Source organism: Candidatus Macondimonas diazotrophica (assembly GCF_004684205.1).
Taxonomy (GTDB): domain Bacteria; phylum Pseudomonadota; class Gammaproteobacteria; order UBA5335; family UBA5335; genus Macondimonas; species Macondimonas diazotrophica.
On the sequence record NZ_SRIO01000014.1, the window covers coordinates 23,054 to 48,688 of the forward strand.

Here is a 25,635-nt window from a genome sequence, read left to right on the forward strand (position 1 = left end):
CGCCCAAGGAGGCGTCATGAAAATCGCGTTTTGCACCCAGGACCTGCAGCGGGTCGACGCCCACTTCGGCTGGGCCAAGAACATCGCCATCTACGAGGTCAGCCCCACCAGCCACCAGTTCGTCGAGGCGATCCAGTTCGACGGTGACCTTCAGGAAGACGGCAACGAGGACAAGCTGGCCCCCAAGATCGAGGCGATCAGGGACTGCGCCATCCTGTATGTGGCCGCGATCGGGGGTTCCGGCGCGGCGCGGGTGGTGGCCAACAACATCCATCCGATCAAGGTGAACCAGCCCGAATCCATCGCCGAGATCCTGGACAAGCTGAAAGATGTGCTGAACGGCAATCCGCCGCCCTGGCTGCGCAAGGTCATGCGCAAGGGCCAGGAACAACGCTTCGATTTCGATGATGAGGAGGAACTGGAACATGGCTGAAACCGAGACCGCACCGGCAGCAACCGAAGCTGCCGGAATCGACGCGCCCTTCGCGATGGAGCTGATCAAGCAGCTGCGCGCCCACGACTCCTTTGGCACCTGGGACAACAAGAGCAACGTGCAGCTGCTCGATCCCTACATCCTGACCAAGGAAAAGCGGGCCGAGATTCCCATCATCGGCGATCCCGATCCCGAAATCCTGTGGCGGCTGGAGTTGTTCTACAACGCCATCGGGCTCGCCATCGAGCGCGCCACCGGCGTCATGGTGTCGCCCATGATGAAGATGTCGCACGAAGGCTTCGGCCGCATGGTGCTCATCGCCGGACGGCTGATCGCCGTGAACAAGCAGCTGCGCGACGTGCATCGCTTCGGCTTTCCCAGCATCGAAAAGCTGGCCGAGGAAGGTCAGAAGCTGGTCGATGCCGGCGTGGCCATGGTCGAACGTTTCCCGGAAGTCGCGAGGTACGGGTGATGGCACTACATATCAAACGCGGCGCGCTGAGCGCCGAACAGGCCCGATGGGTGTGGGCCGCCGCCGCCGGGCAGCGCGCCCATGTCGAAACAATGAAACACCGGATGGAAGGCAAGCATGGAAAACACAGACGACCTGAAAGCGGAAATCAAGCGACTGAACTCCAGGGCCACGGCCCTGAAGATGGATCTGCATGATCTGGCTGAAGATCTGCCCACGGGCTGGGAGCGCATCATGGAGGTGGCCGGACAGACCTTCACCACCTATGAGCAGCTCGCAGCCGCGAAATCCCGCCTCGCGCAGGCGGAGTGAACAGGAGAACGCATCATGAGCGGCGTGGTCACCGTTACGCTTCCCGATGGGCGCAGCTGGACGCCCAAGTTCGTCGCCGACATCAATGACGCAACCTGCATTGGCTGTGGCCGTTGCTTCCGCGTCTGCGGGCGCGACGTGCTGCAGATGGTCGGTGTGACCGAGGACGGCGAACAGATCGCCGTGGGCTCCGCCGGCGATGAGGACGACGACGAAGAATACGAACGCAAGATCATGACCATCGCCAACCAGATGAACTGCGTGGGCTGCGAGGCCTGCGCCAAGATCTGCCCCAAGAAGTGCTACACGCACGCACCGATGGAGGCGCCCTGATGGACGGCTTCGCGACCAACGGCACCCCCTTGTCCAGCGGCGGGCTGCATTTCCTGCTGCTTGGGTGTGCGTCCAACCCCGACCTGTCGGAAACCCGCGCCCTGGCCCGCGCCATCGCGCTGACCTGGGGTTGGCCGCTGGGCCCGTCCAGTGGCGTGCTGGGACTGGACGAAGCCGACAGCCGCCGCCTGTTCGACCGCTACTTTCCCGGTGCCCTCGCGCTGTTGACGGGTGTGCATGCCCTGGGCGCACCGGTGGCCAGCGATCCGCGCATCGACGAATTCGCCGATCTGGTCGATCTGCTCATGGGCTATCGCAAGGACCAGGATCCGGGCGGGGAATGGATCGCGCGCGCCGTGGCCGGCGGCTGCATGGGAGACAGTCACCTCTGGGAAGACCTGGGTTTGCTCAGCCGCGCCAGCCTCTCGGCCCTGCTCACGGACTACTTCCCGGCGCTGGTCGCCCACAACACGCACAACCTGCGCTGGAAGCGGTTCTTCTACCGCCAGCTCTGCCAGCGCGCCGAGATCAGTCTGTGCAAGGCACCCAGCTGCGGCGTGTGCAGCGATTACGCCGCCTGCTTCGGCGGCCACGACGACCATCTCTCCACATTCCGCAGCCTCGCCTGACGCGCTCGGCACGGGCTGCCCTCGCCTTGGGGCTTTCCCCGAACTATTTACGGCCTGCGGTGTACTTTGCAAACCCGGCCGGGGGCGAGAAATGTTTCGATCCGATGGTATTCTTCGAGCTCTTCCGGCGTCCGATAAATTGGATGAAGGGGGCACCCGCGACCGGCTTATCCGCTCGCATCGCGTCCGACGCTAGTTGACGTCGACCCCCATCATCCGCCGCCCCTCCTACCCCGCTTCGTCTGCCCTCTCCAGCGCCATCAGCGACTGTCGCCCGGTACCGCCCGATAACAGGACCAACAGTGTCGCCCGGCCCGTGCCATGTTGATTCCGGCACCCGCAGCTCGGTGGAAAAATTCAAGAATGCACCGCTTCCGCCGAAACCTATCTGCGGGATGTTGTCTTCTCAATCGACGCGCCAGGTCGAGCACGGTTCTTCGGTTCGATAGTGAAAATGCCGCTCCCGCAGCACCGCGCGCATACGGTCGAGGAGCTGCTTTGTCGGTGTGACAGAAGCAGCGTTATTCATCCCGATAGCTCTAGGTTATGCAGATCAGATGGCGAATTTTAACTAATTGTTTTAGAAGATATATCTTCTGATTTGGGCGCGCCCATAGGGCATGGTCAGGGTCGTCTAGTTAGGCTGCACCACAAGCAGTAGCGTTCCGCCACCTGCGAGTTGAACTCGCCGAGAATGCCGCCTAACCCTTCGCTACAGCCGACCTACTACGGCCGGCTTCGCCAGCCTCCGCAGGTGGTTGAGCTTGAACGTTAGAGCGCGCCTCCACATGGCACCACCGCAATTCTCCGCGAGGCCCAATGAACTGCTCCATCTGCAAGGTCGAATCTGAGCATGTGTCAGCCCAGTCGCTCGGCGGCACGCTAGAAGAAGTAGTCTGCCCGCGCTGCGGCAAGTATCAGATCACGTTCACTGCAAAGGCAGTCGCCAATGCTCGCGACGCAGACTTCAAGCTCTCTGCCTGGTTACGTTCTCGATCGGCAACATCGGCGATCCCGAAATTGGACATTACCAACCTCGAAGAAGTCTCCAAGAGCCTTCCGACATATCGCGTTGCCGAGAAGCAGCTGCTCTTCATGCGCGCACTTGAGGAAGCAACCAACTACGCTGGAAGGAAGGTGCACATAGTCCAAGACTTGGACTTTCCGCTGGCATGGTGTTCGTCGAGCGATGAACTGAACTACGTCATACGTGCGCTGATGGGACGCGACCTCATCGCGCTGGACACGTTTCCCGACCCCCAGGATTCGTTTTCCATAGAGCTGACGATAACGCCACGTGGATGGGATTACCTCGACGCCGCCGACAAGTCACCAAAGATCCGGGACCAAGTGTTTGTCGCCATGGCATTCGCTCCAGAGCTTCGGTCAGCGTGGGACGATGGCATCAAGCTTGCGCTATCGAATTCGAGATACAGGCCCTATCGCGTTGATGCAGAAGAGCACCTTGACCGAATTGACGCGAAGATCATTACTGAGATCCGTAACTCACGCTTCTTGGTCGCAGACGTGACCCTGCAGCGTCCAGGTGTTTACTTCGAGGCCGGATTTGCAATAGGCCTGGGTCTACCGGTGGTCTGGTGTGTTCGCAAAGATGACTTGAAGAATGTTCACTTCGACACTCGCCAGTACAACCATGTCGTCTGGGAAACCGAGGCCGAGCTTGCCAAGGAACTCTACCATAGGGTCGTGGCTACGCTTGGCCATGGAACTGCGGCCTAACAAGTCGTTCAACCGGAGCGTCGACGGCTGGCCACCTTGCCCGGTTAACTCTGCGTTAGCGCGCATGCGCACCCGTCGATCAGGGCTCGGATGACCTCGATCGGCACGGATCGTCCGGGGTCCGATTCGCCATGCCGCCCGCCCGGCGCTTAAAGTGATGGGAAACCCGGTTCACCACACCGGCGGCGCCAGGCAAGAATACGGACGTGAAGGAATACAGGAGGGAGCCAGTCTTGCGTCAGACGATGTCCGGGCCTTGGGATGCGGCCCTGAAGCGCGCTTCGACCCGATCCGGGCCCCTGGCCTATTACGAATTCGGCGCCGGGGACCGTGTGCTCCTGCTGCTCCATGGTTTTCCCGACACGCCGCGCACCTTCGAAAGTCTGGTCGAGGCGGCATCGCAGGCCGGTTATCGCTGCCTTGTGCCGTACATGCCGGGTTACGGGGATTCCGCCCTGCCGGATCCGGGCGGCGGTTCGATCCTGGCGGTCGGCCGCATGCTGAGTGATTTTCTGGATCAGGCGGCCGCACATCGGCGGGTCTGTATCGTCGGCCACGACTGGGGTTCCATCCTGGCTCAAATGCTCTGCGGCTTGCAGCAGGAAGTGCCCCCACCGACCTATCGCATCGACCGCGTCGTCCTGGCGTCGGTGCCGCCGCTGCGCACCTTTCTGCGGCGCATCAATCCGCGTCAGATGGTGCGATCGCGTTACATGGGCTATTTCCAGATTCCCGGTGTTTGCGAGCGGATCCGGCGGGACGATTTCGCCTACATCCGCACGCTGTGGCGTCGCTGGTCGCCGAGCCTCGACCCGCATCATCCGCAGCTGGACCGGGTCATCGACTGCCTGCGCCGACCCCACGGGCTGGAACAGGCAACCGACTATTACCGCGCCCTGATCAATCCGCTGCGACTGTTCGGTGCGCCCGAAGCCCTGCGCCAGTTGCGGCTGATGTTTTCCGCCAAACCCTGGCCGGCGCTCATCCTGGTCGGGAGCGAGGACGACTGCATCGGGCCGGGGATGTATCGCGGCGGGCCGCATGCGTTTCCCCATCCGGACAGCGCTCAGGAGGTATTGCCCGAGGCGGGTCACTTCCTGCATCTGGAACGGCCCGAAGTGTTCAATCGGCGGGTGCTGGCGTTTCTCGGCTGAGGCCGGTGTGGCGGCCTTTGGCGTGCTCGTGCGGTCGTCTTTCGGTGCTTGAACGCTCCGGTGCGGGGCCATCCGGTTGCGTCGCGCTCACCTCGGCCCGGCACCGTCCCCCCTCTCCCGCTCAGGCGCCGGTGCTCCGCGATCGGCGCGAATGTCTGCCCTCGTGTGCGGGCCTGGAAGGGACATGAAACGGTCTGCCGCTGCACCGATGGCGGGTGTGCCACACGGCGATGCTCATTCATGGCCGAGGTGGTCAGTCAGGCGGAGAGTTTATGAAACCGGCCGCTGAAGAAAGCCAGGGGCATGGTTGGAAGCGCGCCGTCGTTATGAAGCATCAGCCCCCGACCGACCAGGATATAGTGATCAGCCACTTCATAGGACTCGACCAGCTCCACCTCGACGCTTGCAATGCAACCATCCAGGATGGGCATGCCGAAGGTCCCCATGTGATAGGGCACATCAAGAAACTTGTCTGCGGTTTTGGATGCAAACGTTCGTGCCAGAAGATCCTGTTCTTCGCAGAGGATGTTTACACAGAACCGCTTGGTTCCCAGCAGGCTCTTGAGCGTTTCCGACTTGCGGTCGGCACAGATCAGCAACAGCGGCGGCTCAAGAGAGACCGAAGAAAAGGCATTCGCCGTGAGCCCAACTGGATTGCCATTTTTGTCCACGGTTGTGACAACATTGACGCCCGTAACGAATCGTCCCATGATGCTGCGCCATTGATCGACTTCGATGGTCATGTGCGGTATACCTCCGGCATGAGTTGTCGCGAACATCATGTCCCTTCTTATCCGAAGGACAAAAAGGGACATGATTCGACCTGTCGTTCCGCTGCTTCTATTGCGGCCGTACCGGCTCGCCTTTTCGAAGCACCTCAACATTGATGTGATTGCCGTTGATCCCCGGCGTGTTCATCATCTTGTTGTCGGGCTTGCCTGTGACATAGTTCGTCGCGTGCATCCGCTTGTAGTCGGCAATGACGCCCAACGATGGAAAGGCCAGATTCAGGTCCATTGCCGGATCGGCGTAGACCATCACCGGATGCATGCTTCCTTTCCAGTATTCATTCCGCTTGTCATAGATCTCACCCATGGGAATGGTATGGGTGGCCGCATCCATGTAGATGATTCGGCGTCCATACGGATGGTAAGACGGTGGCACGCCCTCGATGACGTAGGTTTCCCGCGGCTGCCAGACCACGAAGTCCGGATTCGGGTGCCAATAAGGCGCGGCACTCAGATCCATTGCGGGATACTCGTTCTTCTGGCTGCCGGCATCGGGCTTCCAGGTGAACAGTTCCATATCGGGATGAATGGGCAGAAGGATTTTCTTCTTTCCGAGCAGCTTCCAGGATGCATAGTTGGACGGCTTCGTCTGGAACCCGATGTCGTCTTCCTGAAGCAGGTCCGTACCCGGAATGGGTTCGCTCCAGCTGTTTCCGCTGATTCGCCGAATGCGTCGGAAACTACGGATGTAGGCCCACGCTTCATCAGGCCGCTCGTCAACGTATTCGTTGATGAAGGTTCCCACACCGCGGACGTCGTCCGGGTAGGTCGCGAACAGCAGCTTCCGATTCAGCAACTTGCTGTCCCCGATGATCGGCTCATCGCTCCAGGTGCGTCCCCACATCTTGTAGTACTGCAGCGCCCAGATCTGTTCCCGTTCGATGCCCGATTTCCCGTCAATGAACACGAACGCGAATTTCTCGAGATTCAAGAAGTCAAAACTTGAAGCATCTCCGGCAACATAGAAATTCCACATCAACTTGCTCGCCGCATCGGGCGCAGTCAGGTCGACGTTTGGAAACGGCATGCCCGCGGTCCAGTTGATGAGATGGCCATTCTCATTCAGTGAGACCGTGTTTTCATTGTCGTACTTCTTCGCCAGTTCCAGTGGCTTTTTCACGACCGGCATCGGCTTGCTCGCGGCCAGCTTGATGCGCAGGTTATGGTCCGTGATCAGCCATTGTGTTTTCTCGGGAATCATGTCCTTTACGGGTGTTCCCTCGAATGTTGCATCATCCAGCGACGAAAGATTGCTTTTGTCGATGATGAATCCCGGTTTTAGTTCTTCGCCGAAAACCGAAATGGATGTAATGAACAAGATGGCCCCAGTTAGCAAGGTCGTATGCTTTTTTGATGCAAACCGCATTTCAGCTCTCCTGAATTAGAGATGGCTACCAAAGTACCCGCTTCAGTACTGATAACTGACCCGGAGGTAGAGTTGATCCGAGTTGTTGAGTGTTCCGAACAGGTGCGTGTTGTTCAATTCATCGCCGTTTGGATAGAACAGATCCGCTTCTGCCCTGATCCGCCAGTGATCCCCATAAGCGAATGTGATGCTCGGAAGCAGGAAGTAGCCGCCGTAGGTAACGTCAAATCCCGAAGCAAGACCGACATTGATCCGGTCCAGGTCATAGTTGAGAAAAAGGCCTGCGGTGACGATTGTCGAGTGCTCGTCTTTTGTAGCCGAATAGGCCGGAAGGTCGACGATATCGTCGGATTCATCGAAGTCCATGATCCAGGTATCGAAAACCTGGACCGAGAACAGTGAAGGACGATTCGTCTTCAGATACTTCATCAGGTCAATGGTTGTTTCACCCCGGACCATGGTCCGCAACGTGTCCTTCTCGACCACGCCGTTGTAGCCGCCCAGAAGATAAAGATCGCGTGGCTGAAAGCTGTTGACGCTCAGGTCCAGCACATTGAGAAGCGGGCTCGATCCCGCGTTGTAGGGCTTGTCCGGTGTATAGGCGATTTCCGTTGCCCAGACGATGTCACCGAGGGGAACGTACCCATTGGCCGAGAGACCGAAGGTATCCACGATGGGATAGATCGCCTCGGCAATCGGCGATTCCGGTGCGGTCTTATAGGGCGCGAACCGGCTGTTGATGACGACTTCGGGCTGAAACTGGTGAAGCCACATCAGCTGATAGTTGATACTGCCCAGTGTGCTGCTCCAGCGCAGCGCACCGGTGAGGTCATCCTTGTCCCCTTCCGGGTGTTCGAGGTTGTAGGGTGCGCCAATGGTCTGGGACCCGAACACGTCGAAGGTCCGCAGTCCGTCCGGTGCCCATCGACCGCCGTTCAATCCGATTCGGGTACCGATGTCGTCCGCGTCATCAAGTCCAGGGCGGAGAACGACCTGAAGGGTGCCGTCGAGTGCCGGAACGTAGGTTTCCGAATTGAACAGGATCAGCGGCTGATAGAGTTCCTCGGGTTCCTCGAGAAAGTTTCTCCATCGCAGGTCCATCCCATGAAAGACGTCCAGCGCCTGGAAAAAGTCGGTCTCGCCGAAGGTCACGATCTGCTTGCCAACCCGGACCTTGGTGTTTTTCAGGGCCTGGAAGTCAAAGTATGCTTCCCGGATCTCGGCGTCTTCGTCGTAAATCGCGCTGAGATCCCCCTCTCGTGGCGAGCCGATCCCGAACTCGGAAATGATGGTGGAAAGCATGGCCTCGTTCCCTGCCCCACCTTCCTCCAGGCGAGAGAGGTAATCGGTCATCATCTCTCGGCTGAACCGGCCGACGACCGTGAAATCGACGTCGCTGATACGACCCGTGACATCCGCTCGGATGCTGGTCCGCGCCATGGATACATCGTACTTGTCATCTTTATCGTCACTGGGGCTGATCTTGGGATCGGCAAGATTGACGGAGATGCCTTCGCGAATGTAGCCACTGACACTCAGGTCCTCAATCAAGCCTGCATGGCCCGTTTGAGAAGAGGTCATGCCCAGGACGAGTGAGGCAGTCACTTTCGGCCAATTTGCCTTAACGGAGTGTTTAACATGTGCCATTACGAGTTCTTCCTTCTAAGAATGGACATTCCACGACACCCATCTCAATTCAGTTTCTAATTGATTAGTAAACTGCCTTCGAAAATTTCATTGTTTCTTTCTGTGAAGACGAATCGCGGCTTGAAGATATAGATCATGGCTGGTGTAAGAAGCAGTGCCGAAGATGCGGACACCACCATCCATAAGCCCATCAGTTGTCCCATCTCGGCCTGGAACCGTAGCGAGGAAAACTGCCAGAGAAGAACGCTGACGATCAGTACTGTGGCTGTAATGAGCACGCCCTGGCCCGCACTGGCCATCGCATCGATCATTGCCTTTTTTACGGTGCTTCCTGCTTCCCATTCCTCCTTGACGCGATCGGCGATATAGATCGCGTAATCGACACCCAGTCCGATACCGATTGCCGCTACCGGAACGGTGTTGACGGTCATGCCGATCCCTTGATAGGCCATGTAGCCGAAGGTGACCGTGTTCGACAGTGCAACCGGCGCCAGAAAGAACAGACCGGCGTGGGATGAGCGATAGACCATCGTGCACACCAGCATCAGGATCAGCAGCGCAACACCGATCGATTCGATCTGATCATCCAGGATCACTTCATTGACCGCTGCGAGCATTCCGATCACGCCGCCACCGATCTCCAGCGAAGCTGTTTTGATGTCGTGCGCCAGAGCGAATTCATTGAACCGGGCCAACGCGGTTCGAATGACGTCGCCTTCGCGGCTGTTCATGACGAACTGCACCGCGCTGTTTTCAAACATCGAATCGATAACGCTTTCCAGCTGTCCCGGCTGTGAATTTGCCCGAAGCTGATACATCAGCTCGCCATTGACGAATCGGTCGTCGGCCAGTTCCTGGAAGTGGGGATTGTCGTCATGCAGCAATCGGTTGATGGACACCATCATGTCTGCAACCGAAAAGCTCCGGACGATTTCGGGCTGCATCTCCATATAGCGCTGCAGTGCATGAACGGTTTCCAGTACCTCGGGATCCTTCTGCGCATCCGGCCCGTCGCCGCGTGCGACCACCATCAAGGTGTCGGTGCCGCCGAACTTCGAGTTGATCGCAGCCAGATCCTCATTGAATCGGGAGTCTTCGCGAAAGATCGGTGACCCGGCGCTCGAATCGCCGATCTGGAGGTTCATTGCCGAAAAAGAGGAGATGGCGAAAAGCGTCAGCGCCAGGCCCACCACCACATACCGTCCCGGCGACATCGCCAGATGACCCAGTGCAGCGAGCGCGGCGGTGATCCGTTGGCGAATCCAGTTCGGACGGGTATCCACATTCCGGTATCCCGCCAGGAACACCGGAGTGAGAACGCTTGCACTGATCGCGATCGTGCTGACCCAGATGACCGCGATGAGCGCGAGTTTCTGAAGAAATGGAATGCTGCTCAAACCCACCGCAGCGGCACAGAGCCCGTCGGTCGCAATGCCGAGCATCCCCGGGCGAAATAACTCGGCAAGGGTCCGGGTGGCACCCTCCGGGATGGTGACCCCGTCCTTGGACACTTCTTCATCGAAGCGAAGCACCATCTGCAACGAGTGGGATACGCCTCGGGCGAACAGCAGGATGATCACTGGTAACAACAGCGGATCAAGATTGATTCCGAAGGCTGCGCAGATGCCCAGTGTCCAGATACAGCTGAGGAAGCCGCTGAGAAGTGGAAAGACCACGGCCCGGACGGTTCCGACCATCAGATAGAGCAGAATCGCAATGGACCCCAGGACGCCCAGGACGATCAGGATCGTTTCGTTCAGCAGCGAGGCGACGTAGCCATAGATGATGGGTTCGCCGACCATGCGAAAAACGTGATTGGCGTCCTCCACTTGCGCTTGCAGCGCTGAAAGCTGGGCAAACAGCACATCGTAATCGCTGAAGTTTTCATAGAGATCGGCCGTGATCAGTGCCGATTTCAAGTCACCGGAGACGTAGCGTCCATAGGCCAATGGCGTTTGGATCACCGTGTCCTTCAAGGCGCGTGCGCCGGCTTCATCCGTGGGGATATCCGGCCACATGAGCGCTTCGGAGCGAATGCCTTCGGCCGATGCACTGATTCGCGCCATCTTGCTGGTGGCCAGCGAGGTGATCGTCAGTGAATCCACGCCGGCGGTCTGTTCGAGTGCACGGGTGATGTCGTGGATCTTCTCAAGCGTCGGCAGGGAAAAAATATCCCGATCGTCCGACACTTCTAATGCCAAGGCGATCTTGTTGGCGCCGCCGAACGACTCGGCAAATTCGCTTTGAAGTGCCGTGTAGGGATGGCCTTTGGGCAGGAAGTCGGTCTGGACGGTCGTGATGTCCAGCCGGGAAACCGCGAACAGGCAGAGCGCAGAAACAACCCAGACAGCGGCGGTAAAGGAACGCCGATATCGAACCGCCAGATATGCGATTTTATGTTCCATATCGAGATTTCCTATTGGAGGGATTGCTTCTGGAATGGCAGGAAGCTGCCGTCCTGGATGATCCCGGTGTCGCGACCGGAGACGTAAATCGCGCCATCTCGCAATGCGAGACCGGTGTGCCAGGACAGGTTCCGGTCGTCGATTCGTGATGTCGTCCAACTGGTCCAATCGCCATTGACGGTCCGGCTGATCACGCCCATGTTGCCGACGGCAATCCACTCATCCAGGCCGGCGTCCCACTCAACATCGAAAAGATGCTCGGTCGTTACAGCGGGCAGTTCACGCCAGTTCACGCCAGCGTCATCGGAGATGAGCACGGTGCCATTCTGTCCAACGATCACGGCCCGGCCATCGGCGGAAAACGCGACATCAAGCAATGTCAGCTCCGTCAGGTCGGGGAGATCCTGCCAGCTCGCGCCCCCGTCGCTGGTTCGTGCGATGGTTCCGAATTCGCCAACGACGATCCCGATTCGCTCATCCAGAAAATCGACGCTGTTGAAAATGATGTCTTTTACGGGTGAGGCTCGATTCCACGACACGCCGTAATCGGTGCTGTGAAAAATCGCGCCCATGTCGCCGACGGCCCAGGCCTCGCCTTGGCCCTGGACGGTGAGCCCGAGAAGTTTCGTCTTCTCACCGATGGTCGATTCACGAAGCGCCCATTGATCATTGGTCCGGGTACCCGTCACCACGGCGCCGTCGTTGCCGATGGCCAGAATATGGTCGTTGTCCCATGCCGCAATATCCTGAAGCGCAGCGCGGAGTTCGGCATCCAGCGGTGTCCAGCGCTGCCCGTTATCGTTCGAGGTCAGAATCTGTCCGTTCTGACCCGCGACGAACATCTCTCCGGCGGGCGTGATCGCGATCCCGAAAAAGTGATCGCGGGGCATGAAGATTTTTGGCTGGACCTGATCTTTCACGGGCGGCAGCTTGAGGGTCACCGATGCCAGTGCAAGCGCGCCGATCACAAGCCACGGGAGCATGGAGCCAGCCAAACGTACCAGTTGCGACAGCACTCGGCCGGATCCATGGGCGATGTCACCCAGGACATTGCTGGAATTCCAGCCCCTGAAGGTCTCACGATGAGACGCACGATTGAGATGGTCTGGTGATGTTTGAACTCGGTTGAGGTTCTGCATGGCGCGTACCGAATAGATGTGTTTGTTGAACTGGGATTACCATGGCCAAAGGTTTCCTAGATGCAGGAAGCCAGCGCCTTTTCCATGTATCGCGAATATGAAATCAGCGGATTTGCGTTCGTGAGATCGGGCATGAGATCACGGCCAAGCAGCGCCGAATCATGAGCCGCGCGATAGCGGATGAGCTGTTGAATGGTCAGCCGGAGAAGCCCGAATCGTGCTGCGAACCGGGCGACGCTCCTGCCTGTAATCGGGTTACCGTCCTGTCCGAGAATTTCGCAGATCACACCGGCCGCCGGCGCGTCGGCCAGGCGTGCCAGGTCAGTCGCGGCCTCCGTGTGCCCGGCACGACCCAGGACCCCGGCTGGATGGGCGATCAAGGGAAAGACATGGCCAGGACGGGTGAAGTCGCCGGCCGTGGCGTGCAAATCGGCCAAAGCCCGCAAGGTCCGGGCCCGCTCGGTCGCAGAGATGCCGGTTCGACACGATGCGGCGTCGACCGAGACCGTAAATTGCGTGCGATGGGGATCGGAATTGCCTTTCACCATGGGATCCAGGCGTAGACGTTCGGCAATTTCCCGGCTCACTGGCGCACACACCAGGCCTCGACCGTGGGTGATCATGAAATTGACGACATCCGGCGACACGCGATCTGCCAGTGCCACCAGATCGGCTTCATTTTCCCGGTCTTCTGCGTCCTGGACGATGATCGCCTTTCCGGCTCGAAGCTGCGTGATCGCACGAAGGACCGGTTCATCCGATTGTTCGGATGACGGGGACGGAGAATGCCAATCGGAAAGCTTCGTAATCATCACATACCTCTCACATGATGGAATCACGCACCAGCGACCGGAAAGAGAGGCGGCTTGGGTCGGTCCCCAAGCGCGCCGGTCGGTGACTCACGCGTCCAGGGCGAAGCCCATTTCCTGTGCCAGATCAAGTTGCCGTGATTCGTGATACCGAACGATTCGCCAGCTCTCGCCGCGCTTGATCAGTCCGTGCGTTGCACGAAGCTCACCTTCGAAAGGCTCGGGAAGCAGCTTGGACAGGAGCGCAGTCTGAAGCTTCGTGTAACCGAAGGCGGAACCACCGATCACCCGCGGACCGCCGTTTCCCTCGGACTGATCGGCCCGATCACCAGCCTCCGGATTGAACAACGACAGCATCAGTTCGATAGCCACGGTTCGCCGTGCGGTGCACCACGTTTCGTAGAGATCCTGAACGGATGAAAGGGCTTGGGTCATCGATGTTCTCCGGATGATCGTCTTGCGCATCGTTGCTGCCTGCGACCAGGCAGCCGGTCGGACTGGATCAGCCCAGGGGCGGCTGAATCTTTGTCATATCGAGATCCATGGCCCCGATGGCGGCCAGCTCTCGCTCTTGCCACATATGTGGGGGCATGACGGTCGCGACCATGGCATCCCGCATCAATCGTGGGAGCGGATTCTTGTTGTAAAGCGAGTTGGCCCCGCATGCGCTCGGAAGCGTTCTGACGGCTTCCATGAGCGCGTTGGTAATCGCCAGCTTTGCCTTGGCAAAGCCGTAGAAGGATTCCGGGATGTTTCCATGGGTGTCATAAGTCAATGACACCTGGCGGACGATCAGTCGTGCTTGGTCGAGGCGATCAATCAGCGCGCCGATCGTCTGCAAGCTTGAGGGGTGGTAAGCCATGGGCTGGGTGTAGCCGCGTGGAACCCGTGAAAGCAGATACTGCTGCGCCCAATCCAGCATTGCCGTCAGAATGCCCAGGTATACCGAAGAAAACGTGTGGTAGAACTCGGCGCTTGAGGTCTGGAGCAAGCTTTGAAAGAAGTCGCTTCCACGCAACAGGGTTTGCTCTTCGGGAATGAACAGCCCATCAAAGAACACGCTGTTGCTGCGGGTGGCGCGAAGACCCAGCGTATCCCAGGTATCTTCGACATTGACGCCCGGCATCTTGGTGTCGATCAGCAGGAACACGCTTTCGGTGGCATCCGGCGAATCCTTGATGTGAAACATCACCATCGAATAGCGCGATGCTTCAAAGTTCGTGCCGAACTGTTTGCGGCCGTAGAGCTTGTATCCGCCCTCCACGACCTCAACGTATGAGGTCGGGTTCAGCGTTGCATAGATCAGGGAGTTTCCACCGGGCTCCGAGGCGACGGCGGACATGAGGTTGTTGACCGTGAGATCGCACAGATACGCGAACTTGTCCTTGTTGACGGACTCGAGGCCGGCCCCCTTCATCAGACTCATGGACATCTGATGCATGTTGAAGGCCATGGACGTGCCGGAGCAGCCCTGCCCCAGCTGTTCCAGGATCAGACTGTACTCGAACATCCCCAGTCCCAGGCCTCCATATGCCTTCGGAACCAGTGCGCCGTAGAATCCGGCAGATTTGATGGCGTCCCAGTTCTCGGATGGAACCCACCGTTCACGGTCGGCCTGGTCAGCATTTTTCTTCAATACCTGTGCGACTTCCCGGGCGGATTCTTGAAGTTTCTTCTGTTCCGGGCTGAGATCCAGTAATCCAGTCGGCTTCATCATTGTTCTCCAGATGACGTGAGGTATGGGTCCGCGTTCAGGCGCTGACGACCGCTTCAACCTGGATTTCGAGCATGAGGCCGGGCAAGGCAAGATGCGTGACGCCCATGGCGCTACCGGTCGGGATCGCGTCAGGAAGCAGTTCCCGCTTGATCTCGAAAATCTTCATCACCTTGTCCGCAAAGGGAATGTCTGGCGCCTCGCTGTGAACGATGAATTGCTCGATCTGAACGATGTCTTTGGGTGCACCGCCGGCCGCTTCCAGCACGTTCTTGATGTTCAACCACGTCTGGCGCACCTGTTCCTCGTAGGTGGGCAACACCTCGAAGTCTTCCATGGTTTGCCCCCATTTCACGCCGACCTGCCCTGAAATGAAGATGTGATTACCAACCCGCTTCGCGTCGCAGGCGTGAATCGCCTTGCAGAAATCCCCGCTTCCCGGCACATAGATATTGGTTGCGTTCATTGTTCGGCTCCTGATGTTGGAACGGTGGGTGATATACTGATCAATTAATAAGTCGACAGGTAAAAATTTAGGGCAGGAATTTAGTCCCCTCGGCAAATGGGCTTCCGGTGACGACATTGCGTGGGGACGCAAAGTGTGGAATGACGTGATTTCCAATCAGATCCACCGCTTCCATGATCTGGCGGTGGGTCATGTCCCCGTCGACACGGAGAATGACTTCGTCATATCCCGCTTCCTTGAGGCGTGAAATCTGCTCAACGAAATACTCCGGCGTTCCGCAGAGCACCCCGGGCGTGTGCTCAAGCAGTACTTCAATATCGTCAAGCATCGCATTGATCATCTTCGACTCCGCCATGTAGGCATAGTCGGGTGAAGCTTCGGCGAGCTGGTCGTATGCCTGAACGACAATACGAAGGAAATTGATGACGGTCGGTCCGCCTTCCGCGATCGCTCTTTCGTGCGTCTTGGCACAATAGGCGGGCAGCACCAGGAAGGAGAGCGTATCGTTGACAACCTTTCCGACCTGCTGCGATGGATGGGTGATGGCATTCTTATAGAGCTTGGCGGCATCTTCTACGCGGCCCCAACCCAGATAGTTGTCGAAGCCCATGCAGCCGATTCCTTTCTCGCCCGCGATCTGATGCATTTCCATGCTTGAGGCCGCGACGGAGAGCGGGGGGTGCGGTTCCTGCAGAGGCTTGGGCGTCAGGAAACACGGCGGTATCTCCCAGTACTTCCCTTTGTGTTCTACCCAGTCCTCGGAAATCGCCTTGGCGATGATGTCCAGCGATTCGTTCCACTGCGCGCGTGTTTCGGTGGGACTGACCCCAAAGGCATTCAGAGCGATCAGGGAATTCGATCGTCCTGTCCCCAGTTCGGCCCTGCCGTTGGAGATGAGGTCGAGGGTCGCCAGCTGTTCCGCGATGCGCAACGGATGATTGAACTTCAACAGCAGACGGATCATGTGCCGCAAGCGAATGCGGGTGGTCTTTGCTGCGACCGCCGCGTACATCACTTCAGTGGCGGACATGCCAATGTTCCCCATGAAGTGCTGCTCGGATGCACCCCAGAAGTCGAATCCCGCTTCTTCTGCGTACACTGCTTCACTGATCATCTGCTGATACCGGCGGTGTTGGGTCAACCCAACCGGAACATTTGCTTCAACGATAAGGCCGAATTTCATGTCGTTCTCCTGTCGTTCCCTGAAGCGGGCATATTGAGGATCTGAATCGTTCTTTCGGGATTACACATCGCGTTGTGTTCGACGGTGTATGGGCTTCCGCGGAATCTTTCACCTTGAGACGCTTTGGAAGTCATCGGAAGTTTCTCTTCCGGGTCGTTCAGTCGCGATGTCAAACTTGGCTATTTCATGGCAACGACCTGAATCTCGACCTGGAGATCCGGCAGCGCCAGATCACTCACGCCGATGGTTGTTCCGGTTGGTGTCGAATCGGGGAGTATTTCGTTCTTGATTTCAAAGATCTTCATGGTTTTTTCGCTGAAGGTTCCTTCAGAATCATCAGCGTGTACAATCATCATGAGGATTTGTACGATGTGTTCGCTCTCATAGCCCGCTGCATCGAGTGCAGTCTTGATATTGACCCAGGTTTTTCGGGTCTGGGCTTCGAAGGTCGGAAGCAATGTCATGTTGTCGGTCCAATCGACACCGCCTTGCCCGGAGATGAAAAGCTTTTCTCCGACCACGGTGGCATCACAAGCGCCGATGTCTCTACAGAACTCGCCGCTTCCGGGTAAAAAAAGATCACGCTTGGTCATGTCGGACGCCCCTTATCAATCGATCAGTTACCACCGAGCAGAGAGCGTGCCAATTTTTTGTTTTCCCAAGGAATGAACTCGTAAGTCATTGTCGGATCAGTGAATAATCGAAGCGTAATGTATGAGGGTCCGGCCTGATCCGGTATCGAATGGTTGCGGCGCGCCGCGCATGATCCGCACTACGATGGGGCTTCTCGCAGGGGACTGCACTACCGTGACGCGCGGGAAGGATGCTTGGGGATCGAAATCCGTCGTGTCTGCACGCTGGATGTCTGCATCTCTCCGATGCGCCTGATCGAATGGGGCTCGCCTGCTGACAGGATGCGGTGAGCCCGGGATGGGATTGCGTGAGGGGTGACGCCCCCTCATCTGGCCGATCCGATCACGGCGTCGCGCCATGAGTGGATCGCTGTCTGCTGGAATAAAGCGCGCTTCGGAATGATGCCACTGTCGGGCGGAATCCTGCGGCGTGCTTCTTCGCAGCCGGTCTTGTCACCCTTAAGGTCAGCGGTACGGGCGTTCCGCAGTTTCGGGCGGGAGTCTCGTCGAGAACTGGCGCTGTCCCGGACAGTTGACTGGCCGATCAGTAAGGGATGGCGCTTTCGCAAGGTCCACGGTAAACTTCAGTAACGGACCAAGCGGCCTTTTGCCCGGCAACTGAGCGGATTGGCTCGTGTCGAGTGAGCCACCCGGCCGGACGGCGTTCGGTGTCCTTCGAGCAAGGTTCTGCTGGAAATGTAACAGGATGTTTAGGCAGTGAACGTGGATAGAAAAAAAAGTGCACAGTTTGATAAGAAAACGGAAATTCTGGCGGTTTCGGTGCCAATGTTTGCCGCCTATGGGTATAACAAGGTTACCATTCGGGACATCGGTGCAGCGGCTGGAATGACTTCCGCGGCGCTTTATTACCATTTTCAGGACAAGCAGACGCTGTATCGCGAAGCGCTGAAATTCTCGTTTCAGTCCAAGGCCGAAATCACGCACGCGATCCTCTCATCGCAAGGAACGCCGGAAGAGCGTCTGGCCGCCTTCATCGAACGGTACACCCAGCTGCTCGCCGATGATCCGGATTTTCGGCGTGTGATGCAGCGGGAACTGCTGGACGGAGATGAAGAAAGCGTGGGAATGCTCAGCGAGCTGTTCCAACAACCGTTTGACGAGCTCGCGGCAATCGTCGAGGTGCTCGCGCCCGCCACCGACATTCACATGGTCATCATGTCCATCATCGCCATGATTCTCTACCACTACGAAGTCGGACCCTTGCGGCGGCTGCTGCCCGGCGCGAAGCCCGAACACGAGGATTACCGGACCCTGGCAACGCATATCAAACGGCTCATTTTCTCCATGCTGGAGAAAGAGGTACCGGCCGACTTGCCGCCGACCACGGTGCCCACTGCGCTGGGGTGACGGACACCCCGGTATCCATCACGTCTTGCCTGGGCGGTCTGTGCCACTCCAGGTGGCCGGGCCGCCCTCTCCCTTCACGATGTCGACATTTGTGATGTCGGCGCTGAGCGCTCCGTTTCTGGAGCGCCCGGGCGGCGCTCCGGTGGGGTACGCCGACCTTTGCTGCGGATGTCAGGCGGTGCGTGACAACGCCTCGGTCCGGCCGGCGGTGAGCTGCGCCTGCAGGGCATCGGCGAACGCCGCGAGCGGCAGTTCCAGCCGGGTGATGCCGTGCTGTTCCAGGAAACGGGCTTCGTTGCGCGTCGGTTCGGCGGCGAGCACGGCGTAGTGCGTTTCCGAGGAGCGTTTGCTGATCTGGTGGGCAAAGATGCGTTCGGTCTGGCTGGTGAAACGGCAGCCGAGAAACAGGAACGCGCGGTCGCGGCGGCGTTCCTGCACCAGCGGCGGAATCGGCGTCTGGATGTCGATCTCGGTCAGCACCTCGACGAAATCGGCATCGGACACGAGGAAATTCGGCCGCGGCTCGACCGCGCCCCACGGCTGGTAGAGCACCAGCGTCCGCTCGGCGAGCGCGGTGAGCTCGAGATCGGTGCCGTCCGCCGCCATGGCCTGGTACCAGGTGCCGAAATGCTCGGACTGGCTCAACCCCTGGATCAGCCCGAAGTCGGGCCAACCGGCCAGCGCGGTGCGCATGACATCGTCGTACCAGAGCTGGACGATGAGCGGAATGGACGGCAGCGCCGCCAGCGTCCGGTGCAACGGTGAGGGGGTGAGCGTCGGCGCAAACGCTTGACGCATCAGGTCCACCAGCGTCTTGCGGTGCTTGAAGTTCTCGATGTACTGGGCGCTGGCACCAAGATTTCCCCGAGCGCGGCCCGGCACGGTGACCTTGCTGCCCAGAAAAATGGCCAGCGCTTCCAGGGAGGCGGGAACGGTGCCTGCTTCGGGGCACAGATCCACCATGCCGGGACCCAGATAGGGAATCATGCGACCGGCGCTCAGGCCGCTGGCGATGACTTCCAGATGATTCGTATCGTTCATGCTGCGACCTCGGCAACGGCTTGTTCGTGCAGCCCGCCCATGGCGTCGGGTGCGATGCGAAACACAGCCCGCCCGCCGGAGAGCGTGAGATAGGACAGGCCGCTCTGGCGGGTCAGGAAGTTGAACCACTGCTGCGCGGTGCAGCCCGCTGGCCGCTCGCCGATTTCCATCACGGTGCCATCGGGGGCGAAACGGACGTGGATCATGACATCGGTACTCATGGCGCTCTCCTCGGCGATGGCAATCGCCGGTTACAGATAGATGGCGGACCCCGCCCCCACGTTGATGGAAGCGTCCTTGGCGGTCTGGACGATGAAGCTGACTTCCTCGGCGTCGAGACGGCTGTGAAACGGCAGCGCCAGTGCGCGATCGGCCAGCTTGTCGGTCACCCACAAGTCCTGGCGCGGGCGCTGCTTGTCGAAATAGCGCGCCTGGCGATGCAGCGGCAGGCAATAGGCCGCCGCCTCCACCCCGGCGGTGGCCAGATCGTCGACGATGTCGTCGCGGCTGCTGCGGCTGAAACGGGTGCCCAGGTGTACCAGTGACAGGAACCAATGCACCTCGTCCACATCCGGCGCCGCATAGGGTGGCTTGATCCCCTCGAAGGACTGGATGACATCGAGGTAATGGGCCTCGATGGTCTTGCGTTGACTCAAGACTTCATCGAGCCGGGTCCACTGTGCCAAGCCGAGCCCCGCGTTGAGCTCGCCCATCGCGAGACCCGCAACCGGCAATCCCCCCGCCACCACCGAGCCGCGATCGGACAGGCGCCGATCGCGCAGCAGCCGCAACCGACTGGCCAGATCGATGTCGTCGGTCACGATCACCGCGCCCGCGCCGCAGGCGATGGCCCCCGGCTGGGTGAAATCGAAAATGGCGCAGTCGCCGAAGCTGCCGACGGCCCGGCCCTGGTAGACCGAACCGACCGCCTCGGTGGAATCCTCGATCAGCAGCAATCCATGAACGCTCGCCAGTTCCCGCAGCTCGGCCCACGGGGCCGGATGGCCGTTGGCATTGGCTACCACGAGTGCGCGGGTCTGGGGAGTCAGGCGCGCCGCAATTTTTTCCGCGGTCAGACAGCCCGACCAGTAGTCGACATCGGCAAACACGACGCCGACCCCGGCGAAGACTGCGCCATCGGCGAGCTGGCGCCACCCATACGAGGGCGCCACCACGTCGCTGCCCGGTCCGATGCCGGCGGCCCGCAGGATCAGCCACAGCGCCAGGGTGGAACTGCTCAGGCACAGCGCGTGGCGACGTCCGAGACGTTCCGCCACCGCCGCTTCCAGGCGTTCGGTGAGCGGGCCGGCAGTGATGTACGGCGAACCCATCACCGCGGCCACCATCTGCCGCTCCAGGTCGCTGAAGTCCGGCTCGCTGAGCAGGATGTCGTAGTCGGCGGGTTTCACGATGCGGCCCTGCGACGACGCTGGGCGACCACCAGCGCGGTGGCCACCGCCGGATCCTGTGTGAGCTGCCAGCAATGCCCCGAGCCGTCCACCAGATAGACCTCGAATTCCGGGTACGCCCGATAGGGTCGGCCCTCGGTCATGTCGGCGGCATCGCAGACCGTGATCGACCGGCCGGGCAGCTCGCGACGCAGCCGCGCCAGCCAATCCGGCGGCGCCTCGGTGCTGAACACGTCTTCCAGACAGGCGAGATCGGCGGCATCCATGGTCATTCCCCCAGCCGGCGTGCGTCGACCGTCAACGGCAGCCGCGTGTCAGCGGCCATCGCCGGCAACTCGAGCCGCCAGCCGTTGGCCAGGGTGACCACCCCGCCCCACATATCGGGGTTGTCCATGGAGACGATGGGCTCTTCAAGGTCTTTCTTGGGCACATAGGCCGACAGCGCACCGGCGGCATCGCGGCGAATCATGACTTTCATGCGGCATTCCCCTGTTGAATGTTCAGCCGCCCTGGGCAGCGGCGGCCTCGGGGGCCAGGGTGGAAAGAACCGTCGCCAGTGCGGCGAGCGCCTGTTCCACCTCGGCCATGGTGTTGTAGCGTGAGAAGGAAAAACGCACCGCGCTGTTGGCCAGCGCTTCGTCCTTGTGCATGGCCATCAGCACATGCGAGGCCTGGCTGCCGCCGGCGACGCAGGCGGCGCCGTTGGCTGTGGCAATGCCGGCCCGGTCCAGCCGCTGCACGATGGCCTCGCCGTCATAACCGGGAAAGCTGATGTTGCTGGTGCCGGCCAGGCGCTCGGCCGCGGCGCCGTTGATCCGGGCCGCGGGATACAGCGCGCGTACCCCGGCTTCGAGCCGGTCGCGCAGTCCGGCGATCGTGTTCGACGGCGCCTTCAGGGCCTCGCCCGCCAGGCGGCAGGCCTCGCCCAGCCCGGCGATGGCCGGCACGTTCAGGCTGCCGCCGCGCCGGCCGCGTTCCTGGGTGCCGAAGAACAGGGGGGGCAGGTTGATCTCGCTGCGAATGTAGAGCGCGCCGATGCCTTTGGGCGCGTGCAGCTTGTGTCCCGAAAACGACAGCAGGTCGATCGGAACGCGCGAAAGGTCCAACGGCTGCTTGCCGGCGGTCTGCGCGGCATCGACATGCAGCAGCACCGCGCGCGCGCGGGTCAGCGCCGCGATTTCCTCGACCGGGAACAACACGCCGGTTTCGTTGTTGGCGGCCATCAGCGAGACCAGCGCCGTGTCGGGCCGCAGCGCCGCTTCCAGATAGTGGACGCGCAGCCGTCCCTCACGGTCGACCGGCAGATAGGTGACCGCCACGCCCTGCTGTTCCAGATGGCGACACAGCTTCAGCACCGCCGGATGTTCCACGGCGCTGGTGATGAGGTGACGGCGCTCAGGATGCAGGGCGAGCGCACCCTGGATCGCCCAATGGATGCTTTCCGTGGCCCCGCTGGTGAAATGGATCGTTTTGGCCGGCACATTGAACAGTGCGGCGACCTGCGCCCGCGCGCTGCGCACCGCCGTGGCGGGTGCCTCGGCCAGTTGGTGCGGGCTCGAGGGATTCCCGAACGCCTCACGCAGATAGGGCAACATGACGTCCAGAGCTTCGGGCGCCAGCGGTGTGGTTGCGTTGTGGTCAAAGTAGATCAGCGACATGGCACACCTCAGGGCCAGAACAGCCGATCGGGATCCTCACCCAGCACCGCCAGCGCGGCGCCGAGCGAAGGAAAGAATCCGTGCGTGACCCAGCACTGCTGCGCGTGATCCCGATACTGCAGCAGCCATTGCCCGTTATGGGGCGCTTGCAGCAGCCGGGCGATGTCGATCAGGCCGCCGGCGGGATCGATGTTGCGTGAGCAACACGGGCTTTCGATGCGGTAGCCGCCCGCGATGCCGATCACCTGCGGCTCGACGTAGCGGTAGCGGCGCCGATTTTCCAGCGTGCGGCGGATGCGGCGCACATCCAGTTCGTTGGGATGCGCGCTGACCGGCTGCGCGGGGCTGGGCGGGACGATTGTGCTGGACATGCCTGGTTCTCCCATCCGCCATTGGCTGCATGCATCCACGCAGGCGGCCATCCAGACAGCCAGGGTTCGCATCAACCTTGCGCGCCAGCCGGACTCTGCGGTGCGGGCCGCATTGCCGCCCATCGGGACCTCCGGCGCAGAGGTGCGGTCGGCCTCGGGCCGCGCGTGGACACGATTCATCGTCCGTTCTCGTCGGCGGGCGCGAGCTTGGCATCGGCTTCGGGCAACCGGTCCAGCGACACGAGCTCCTTGGCTTTCATGCCGACCCGATGACCGGTTTCCAGGAAGTCCACACCGTAGATGTAGAACTGCTGAAGAAAGGTGCCGATGTGGCTGACGTAGCCGAGATCACCCTTGCGCACCAGGATTTCGCCGATCTCCTTGCCGACGTAGGTGCCGTCGTTGCGGATGGTCTTGCGCGAGCGCACTTTCTCGCCAAAGCGGAAGACGGGTTCGTCGTCCAGTTCACTGGGTACGCCATCACTCATGGGAACCTCCTTCGGGAAGTGTGCTCATGAAACACAGCGGGACGGACCCGCTTCATCAAGGGCCGCGTCGCAGCGCAGCTGCGCCATGCGGCGCACCTCGGCGTCGTCGTCGCTGAGCAGCGCGCCGAGCGCATCGACTGGAATCCGGCGGGCAATTTCGTAGCGGACCCGCCAATCCGGATCGCTGCGCAGCGCAACCAGCTGGGCCGGGGGCAGGCGCTCGATCGTCACCAGGCGCACGGCCGGATCGGGGTCACGGGCCATGCGCGGCAGCAGCGTGGAATCGGCCCGATGGGCCACCACCTTGCGCACTTCGGCTTCCGGATCCGCGGCCATCAGGGGCAGCAGGCCCGGCGCCAATCGTTTGGCCACGATCTGGCGCACGTAGTAATCGGGGTCATGGATCATCGCGAACAGATCCCCCGCACGGATGCGCGAGGCAACCCGGATGCGAACCTCGCGGTCCGGGTCGTGGCTGAGCTTGTGCAGCTGGGTGATGGGCAGACGCTGCGCCACGCTCCAGCGCACGGTCTCGTCCGGGTCGCTCAGAAGACGGGCGAGATGGAACAAGTCCGCATGCCGGGCGGCCACCGCCCGCACCTCGAAATAGGAATGTGTCAGGGCGTCGTTCGCGCATTCCGGATTCAGGGCAAAGAAGCGATCGATGCGGGGCGCATAGCGATCCTGCATGCACGACCAGCTCGGGCCGCAGCGTTGCGATGCCAGTCGTTCCCGATGAGGACAGGCCGCGCAGTCGATGGGTCGCCCGGTCCAGTCCAGGGTCTCGGTGATCACGCCTGTGGAGGCTTGCGGCTCAGTCATCGTCCTCCCTCCCCTGCCGGTCCAGAACCTGGAGCAGGACACGGCCGCCCAGCCGATCATCGGGATCGAGCTGACCCAGTTTTTCCAGCATCGGCCGCCCAGCTTCGGGCTCGCCGAGGCGCAGATGCAGATAGCCGCAGCCCTTGAGACAAAACAGATAGAAACGCGGCAGCGCCGCGGCGTAATCGCCGAACCGCGCATCGCCGGCCTGCACCGATCGCCAGTCCGCAGCCAGGCCTGCCATGGCGGCGGCCCACGCCAGACAGCGCATGCCGACGGCGAGGCTCTCGCGCAGCCGACCGCCGTAGAAGTGGAAGCGGTAAAAGCCGATCAGTACGGCCGGATGGTCCGGTGCCAGACGCTGGGCTTCGGTCAGATGGGCCCGACAGGCCGCCTCGTCACTGTAGTCGCGCCCGGCCGCCTCGAGGGCGATGCGCGCACGGTCGGGCAGTCCGGCGGCGCAGCAGATCACGGCGGTCGGATCGAGCGTGTCCAGCCATGCCCCTGTCGATTCAGAGGCCTCGTGCGCGATGCGCCGGCTGCGGATGTTCATGGCAATCGCCTGCCGCTCAGGCTTCGCCGGACGGCGGAGTGCGCCGCTCGATGGAACTCACCGATACCGTTGCCGGGCCCATGGTGCTGGCACTGCTGCAGGCACACGGACCTTTGCCGGCAGTCTGGAAAACCAGCCCGCTGGTGGTGGCCGTGTCGACGAAATCCATGGTGGCCCCGTCGAGCAGCTCGGCGCTCGGAGCCGGCAGGAACAGCCGCAGTCCCCCGTGTTCGAAGACGACTTCGCCGTTCTGCGGCGCCGGCTCGACGCTGAATTCGCTGCTCAGGCCGGAGCATCCACCCGGCGTCACCACCAGGCGGAAGCCGCATTGCTCACCACCGCCGAAGCGCACCATGCGCCGGATGAATTTTTCCGCGGCCGGCAGAATGGAAAGTTCCATGAGCGGGATCTCCTTCAGGCCTGCGGCTGGTAGCGTGGCTGGGCGGGATCGATGATGCAGGTCTTGTCCACGGGGCAGACCGCCTCACATTGCGCCTCATCGAAATACCCGATGCATTCGGTGCATTTCTTCGGGTTGATGGCGAAGATCCCGTCTTTTTCGTAGATCGCCACATTGGGGCATACGGGTTCGCAGGCCGAGCAGCCCGTGCATTGGGAACCAACGATTTTGTAGGACATGACAACCTCCTGGGGTCTCAAAAAAATGGGGGCGGGATACGCCGAGGCTGACCGCCCCGCCCCC

31 protein-coding genes are annotated in these 25,635 nt (G+C 60.6%); 8 read left to right on the forward strand and 23 right to left on the reverse strand.

Annotated elements, in window-relative coordinates:
• Nucleotides 1–16: 16 nt before the first annotated feature.
• The 7 genes from nifX to E4680_RS10450 all read left to right on the forward strand — a co-directional run bounded on the left by nifX (nt 17) and on the right by E4680_RS10450 (nt 5,073).
• Nucleotides 17–433, forward strand: a complete 417-nt coding sequence (gene nifX, locus E4680_RS10420) for a nitrogen fixation protein NifX (RefSeq protein ID WP_135282352.1) — start codon at nt 17–19, stop codon at nt 431–433.
• Nucleotides 426–905, forward strand: a complete 480-nt coding sequence (locus E4680_RS10425) for a NifX-associated nitrogen fixation protein (RefSeq protein ID WP_135282353.1) — start codon at nt 426–428, stop codon at nt 903–905. The genes nifX and E4680_RS10425 overlap by 8 nt, the downstream gene beginning before the upstream one ends.
• Before the next feature lie 117 nt (nt 906–1,022).
• Nucleotides 1,023–1,217 (forward strand): CCE_0567 family metalloprotein, encoded by a 195-nt coding sequence (locus E4680_RS10430; RefSeq protein WP_135282354.1) that lies wholly within the window; start codon nt 1,023–1,025, stop codon nt 1,215–1,217.
• A gap of 15 nt (nt 1,218–1,232) precedes the next feature.
• On the forward strand, nt 1,233–1,550 hold the full coding sequence (gene fdxB, locus E4680_RS10435) for a ferredoxin III, nif-specific (protein ID WP_135282355.1): 318 nt from the start codon (nt 1,233–1,235) through the stop codon (nt 1,548–1,550).
• A complete protein-coding gene (locus E4680_RS10440; RefSeq protein ID WP_135282356.1) occupies nt 1,550–2,179 on the forward strand; it encodes a nitrogen fixation protein NifQ in 630 nt (209 codons plus the stop codon). The genes fdxB and E4680_RS10440 overlap by 1 nt, the downstream gene beginning before the upstream one ends.
• Nucleotides 2,180–2,998: 819 nt before the next feature.
• Nucleotides 2,999–3,919: a TIR domain-containing protein gene (locus E4680_RS10445; RefSeq protein WP_135282357.1), complete on the forward strand. Its 921-nt coding sequence runs from the start codon at nt 2,999–3,001 to the stop codon at nt 3,917–3,919.
• 233 nt (nt 3,920–4,152) lie between these two features.
• Nucleotides 4,153–5,073, forward strand: a complete 921-nt coding sequence (locus tag E4680_RS10450; protein WP_135282358.1) for an alpha/beta fold hydrolase — start codon at nt 4,153–4,155, stop codon at nt 5,071–5,073.
• 257 nt (nt 5,074–5,330) lie between these two features.
• On the opposite strand, the gene E4680_RS10455 is transcribed toward E4680_RS10450, so the two are convergent.
• The 11 genes from E4680_RS10455 to E4680_RS10505 form a co-directional block, all read right to left on the reverse strand.
• A complete protein-coding gene (locus E4680_RS10455) occupies nt 5,331–5,816 on the reverse strand; it encodes a flavin reductase family protein (RefSeq protein ID WP_167792473.1) in 486 nt (161 codons plus the stop codon).
• Nucleotides 5,817–5,913: 97 nt separating this feature from the next.
• Nucleotides 5,914–7,227, reverse strand: coding sequence for a DUF1329 domain-containing protein (locus E4680_RS10460; RefSeq protein ID WP_135282360.1), 1,314 nt, complete (start codon nt 7,225–7,227; stop codon nt 5,914–5,916).
• Between the two features lie 42 nt (nt 7,228–7,269).
• Nucleotides 7,270–8,874 carry a DUF1302 family protein gene (locus E4680_RS10465; protein ID WP_135282361.1) on the reverse strand — a complete coding sequence of 535 codons (1,605 nt, stop codon included), beginning with the start codon at nt 8,872–8,874 and terminating at the stop codon, nt 7,270–7,272.
• Nucleotides 8,875–8,930: 56 nt separating this feature from the next.
• Entirely contained in the window at nt 8,931–11,279 is a 2,349-nt protein-coding gene (locus E4680_RS10470; RefSeq protein ID WP_135282362.1) for an efflux RND transporter permease subunit, read from the reverse strand.
• A gap of 11 nt (nt 11,280–11,290) precedes the next feature.
• Complete coding sequence (locus tag E4680_RS10475; protein WP_167792474.1) at nt 11,291–12,262, reverse strand: WD40/YVTN/BNR-like repeat-containing protein; 972 nt, start codon at nt 12,260–12,262, stop codon at nt 11,291–11,293.
• Between the two features lie 212 nt (nt 12,263–12,474).
• Nucleotides 12,475–13,230 (reverse strand): 3,4-dihydroxy-2-butanone-4-phosphate synthase, encoded by a 756-nt coding sequence (gene ribB, locus E4680_RS10480; protein ID WP_135282364.1) that lies wholly within the window; start codon nt 13,228–13,230, stop codon nt 12,475–12,477.
• An 87-nt stretch (nt 13,231–13,317) separates the two neighbouring features.
• The gene (locus E4680_RS10485) at nt 13,318–13,662 is read right to left on the reverse strand and encodes a nuclear transport factor 2 family protein (RefSeq protein ID WP_135282365.1); all 345 of its coding nucleotides are present in this window, start codon (nt 13,660–13,662) and stop codon (nt 13,318–13,320) included.
• 67 nt (nt 13,663–13,729) lie between these two features.
• Nucleotides 13,730–14,941 (reverse strand): acyl-CoA dehydrogenase family protein, encoded by a 1,212-nt coding sequence (locus E4680_RS10490; RefSeq protein ID WP_167792475.1) that lies wholly within the window; start codon nt 14,939–14,941, stop codon nt 13,730–13,732.
• 37 nt (nt 14,942–14,978) lie between these two features.
• Nucleotides 14,979–15,407 carry a Rid family hydrolase gene (locus tag E4680_RS10495; RefSeq protein WP_167792476.1) on the reverse strand — a complete coding sequence of 143 codons (429 nt, stop codon included), beginning with the start codon at nt 15,405–15,407 and terminating at the stop codon, nt 14,979–14,981.
• A gap of 67 nt (nt 15,408–15,474) precedes the next feature.
• Entirely contained in the window at nt 15,475–16,590 is a 1,116-nt protein-coding gene (locus tag E4680_RS10500; RefSeq protein ID WP_135282368.1) for an LLM class flavin-dependent oxidoreductase, read from the reverse strand.
• A gap of 179 nt (nt 16,591–16,769) precedes the next feature.
• The gene (locus E4680_RS10505; protein WP_135282369.1) at nt 16,770–17,183 is read right to left on the reverse strand and encodes a RidA family protein; all 414 of its coding nucleotides are present in this window, start codon (nt 17,181–17,183) and stop codon (nt 16,770–16,772) included.
• Nucleotides 17,184–17,945: 762 nt separating this feature from the next.
• Between E4680_RS10505 and E4680_RS10510 the strand changes: the two genes are divergently transcribed.
• Complete coding sequence (locus E4680_RS10510) at nt 17,946–18,590, forward strand: TetR/AcrR family transcriptional regulator (RefSeq protein WP_135282370.1); 645 nt, start codon at nt 17,946–17,948, stop codon at nt 18,588–18,590.
• A 171-nt stretch (nt 18,591–18,761) separates the two neighbouring features.
• Here the strand turns inward: E4680_RS10510 and E4680_RS10515 are convergent, their stop codons facing one another.
• Genes E4680_RS10515 through E4680_RS10570 form a run of 12 tightly spaced genes read right to left on the reverse strand, consistent with a single transcriptional unit; the run spans nt 18,762 to nt 25,571 of the window.
• A complete protein-coding gene (locus tag E4680_RS10515; protein WP_135282371.1) occupies nt 18,762–19,631 on the reverse strand; it encodes an SIR2 family NAD-dependent protein deacylase in 870 nt (289 codons plus the stop codon).
• Nucleotides 19,628–19,852 (reverse strand): hypothetical protein, encoded by a 225-nt coding sequence (locus E4680_RS10520; protein WP_135282372.1) that lies wholly within the window; start codon nt 19,850–19,852, stop codon nt 19,628–19,630. The genes E4680_RS10515 and E4680_RS10520 overlap by 4 nt, the downstream gene beginning before the upstream one ends.
• A 30-nt stretch (nt 19,853–19,882) precedes the next feature.
• Nucleotides 19,883–21,040 carry a DegT/DnrJ/EryC1/StrS family aminotransferase gene (locus E4680_RS10525; protein ID WP_205688893.1) on the reverse strand — a complete coding sequence of 386 codons (1,158 nt, stop codon included), beginning with the start codon at nt 21,038–21,040 and terminating at the stop codon, nt 19,883–19,885.
• Nucleotides 21,037–21,312, reverse strand: coding sequence for a hypothetical protein (locus E4680_RS10530; RefSeq protein WP_135282373.1), 276 nt, complete (start codon nt 21,310–21,312; stop codon nt 21,037–21,039). Before E4680_RS10530 ends, E4680_RS10525 begins: the two co-directional genes overlap by 4 nt.
• Nucleotides 21,309–21,518 (reverse strand): putative nitrogen fixation protein NifT, encoded by a 210-nt coding sequence (gene nifT / locus E4680_RS10535; protein WP_135282374.1) that lies wholly within the window; start codon nt 21,516–21,518, stop codon nt 21,309–21,311. The genes E4680_RS10530 and nifT overlap by 4 nt, the downstream gene beginning before the upstream one ends.
• Nucleotides 21,519–21,540: 22 nt before the next feature.
• On the reverse strand, nt 21,541–22,698 hold the full coding sequence (locus E4680_RS10540; RefSeq protein WP_135282375.1) for a cysteine desulfurase family protein: 1,158 nt from the start codon (nt 22,696–22,698) through the stop codon (nt 21,541–21,543).
• Between the two features lie 8 nt (nt 22,699–22,706).
• Nucleotides 22,707–23,192: a DUF3024 domain-containing protein gene (locus tag E4680_RS10545; RefSeq protein WP_205688894.1), complete on the reverse strand. Its 486-nt coding sequence runs from the start codon at nt 23,190–23,192 to the stop codon at nt 22,707–22,709.
• A gap of 53 nt (nt 23,193–23,245) precedes the next feature.
• Nucleotides 23,246–23,557: a nitrogen fixation protein NifZ gene (locus tag E4680_RS10550; RefSeq protein WP_135282376.1), complete on the reverse strand. Its 312-nt coding sequence runs from the start codon at nt 23,555–23,557 to the stop codon at nt 23,246–23,248.
• Nucleotides 23,558–23,581: 24 nt separating this feature from the next.
• Nucleotides 23,582–24,379, reverse strand: a complete 798-nt coding sequence (locus E4680_RS10555) for a 4Fe4S-binding leucine-rich repeat protein (protein ID WP_135282377.1) — start codon at nt 24,377–24,379, stop codon at nt 23,582–23,584.
• Entirely contained in the window at nt 24,372–24,932 is a 561-nt protein-coding gene (locus tag E4680_RS10560) for a hypothetical protein (protein ID WP_135282378.1), read from the reverse strand. Before E4680_RS10560 ends, E4680_RS10555 begins: the two co-directional genes overlap by 8 nt.
• Before the next feature lie 16 nt (nt 24,933–24,948).
• On the reverse strand, nt 24,949–25,332 hold the full coding sequence (locus tag E4680_RS10565) for a HesB/IscA family protein (protein WP_135282379.1): 384 nt from the start codon (nt 25,330–25,332) through the stop codon (nt 24,949–24,951).
• 14 nt (nt 25,333–25,346) lie between these two features.
• On the reverse strand, nt 25,347–25,571 hold the full coding sequence (locus E4680_RS10570; protein ID WP_135282380.1) for a 4Fe-4S binding protein: 225 nt from the start codon (nt 25,569–25,571) through the stop codon (nt 25,347–25,349).
• Between the last annotated feature and the right edge of the window lie 64 nt (nt 25,572–25,635).

Bases quoted from the DNA above. Each gene is read 5' to 3' on its own strand.
- E4680_RS10505 (WP_135282369.1), bottom strand. From the start codon at position 17,183: ATGACCAAGCGTGATCTTTTTTTACCCGGAAGCGGCGAGTTCTGTAGA.
- E4680_RS10570 (WP_135282380.1), bottom strand. From the start codon at position 25,571: ATGTCCTACAAAATCGTTGGTTCCCAATGCACGGGCTGCTCGGCCTGC.
- E4680_RS10465 (WP_135282361.1), bottom strand. From the start codon at position 8,874: ATGGCACATGTTAAACACTCCGTTAAGGCAAATTGGCCGAAAGTGACT.
- E4680_RS10490 (WP_167792475.1), bottom strand. From the start codon at position 14,941: ATGAAGCCGACTGGATTACTGGATCTCAGCCCGGAACAGAAGAAACTT.
- E4680_RS10515 (WP_135282371.1), bottom strand. From the start codon at position 19,631: ATGAACGATACGAATCATCTGGAAGTCATCGCCAGCGGCCTGAGCGCC.
- nifT (WP_135282374.1), bottom strand. From the start codon at position 21,518: ATGAAAGTCATGATTCGCCGCGATGCCGCCGGTGCGCTGTCGGCCTAT.
- E4680_RS10560 (WP_135282378.1), bottom strand. From the start codon at position 24,932: ATGAACATCCGCAGCCGGCGCATCGCGCACGAGGCCTCTGAATCGACA.
- E4680_RS10440 (WP_135282356.1), top strand. From the start codon at position 1,550: ATGGACGGCTTCGCGACCAACGGCACCCCCTTGTCCAGCGGCGGGCTG.
- fdxB (WP_135282355.1), top strand. From the start codon at position 1,233: ATGAGCGGCGTGGTCACCGTTACGCTTCCCGATGGGCGCAGCTGGACG.
- E4680_RS10540 (WP_135282375.1), bottom strand. From the start codon at position 22,698: ATGTCGCTGATCTACTTTGACCACAACGCAACCACACCGCTGGCGCCC.
- E4680_RS10565 (WP_135282379.1), bottom strand. From the start codon at position 25,332: ATGGAACTTTCCATTCTGCCGGCCGCGGAAAAATTCATCCGGCGCATG.
- E4680_RS10555 (WP_135282377.1), bottom strand. From the start codon at position 24,379: ATGACTGAGCCGCAAGCCTCCACAGGCGTGATCACCGAGACCCTGGAC.
- E4680_RS10460 (WP_135282360.1), bottom strand. From the start codon at position 7,227: ATGCGGTTTGCATCAAAAAAGCATACGACCTTGCTAACTGGGGCCATC.
- E4680_RS10430 (WP_135282354.1), top strand. From the start codon at position 1,023: ATGGAAAACACAGACGACCTGAAAGCGGAAATCAAGCGACTGAACTCC.
- nifX (WP_135282352.1), top strand. From the start codon at position 17: ATGAAAATCGCGTTTTGCACCCAGGACCTGCAGCGGGTCGACGCCCAC.
- E4680_RS10545 (WP_205688894.1), bottom strand. From the start codon at position 23,192: ATGGGCGGCAATGCGGCCCGCACCGCAGAGTCCGGCTGGCGCGCAAGG.
- E4680_RS10445 (WP_135282357.1), top strand. From the start codon at position 2,999: ATGAACTGCTCCATCTGCAAGGTCGAATCTGAGCATGTGTCAGCCCAG.
- E4680_RS10550 (WP_135282376.1), bottom strand. From the start codon at position 23,557: ATGAGTGATGGCGTACCCAGTGAACTGGACGACGAACCCGTCTTCCGC.
- E4680_RS10500 (WP_135282368.1), bottom strand. From the start codon at position 16,590: ATGAAATTCGGCCTTATCGTTGAAGCAAATGTTCCGGTTGGGTTGACC.
- E4680_RS10455 (WP_167792473.1), bottom strand. From the start codon at position 5,816: ATGACCATCGAAGTCGATCAATGGCGCAGCATCATGGGACGATTCGTT.
- E4680_RS10495 (WP_167792476.1), bottom strand. From the start codon at position 15,407: ATGAACGCAACCAATATCTATGTGCCGGGAAGCGGGGATTTCTGCAAG.
- E4680_RS10425 (WP_135282353.1), top strand. From the start codon at position 426: ATGGCTGAAACCGAGACCGCACCGGCAGCAACCGAAGCTGCCGGAATC.
- E4680_RS10485 (WP_135282365.1), bottom strand. From the start codon at position 13,662: ATGACCCAAGCCCTTTCATCCGTTCAGGATCTCTACGAAACGTGGTGC.
- E4680_RS10530 (WP_135282373.1), bottom strand. From the start codon at position 21,312: ATGACCATGGATGCCGCCGATCTCGCCTGTCTGGAAGACGTGTTCAGC.
- E4680_RS10520 (WP_135282372.1), bottom strand. From the start codon at position 19,852: ATGAGTACCGATGTCATGATCCACGTCCGTTTCGCCCCCGATGGCACC.
- ribB (WP_135282364.1), bottom strand. From the start codon at position 13,230: ATGATTACGAAGCTTTCCGATTGGCATTCTCCGTCCCCGTCATCCGAA.
- E4680_RS10475 (WP_167792474.1), bottom strand. From the start codon at position 12,262: ATGCTCCCGTGGCTTGTGATCGGCGCGCTTGCACTGGCATCGGTGACC.
- E4680_RS10470 (WP_135282362.1), bottom strand. From the start codon at position 11,279: ATGGAACATAAAATCGCATATCTGGCGGTTCGATATCGGCGTTCCTTT.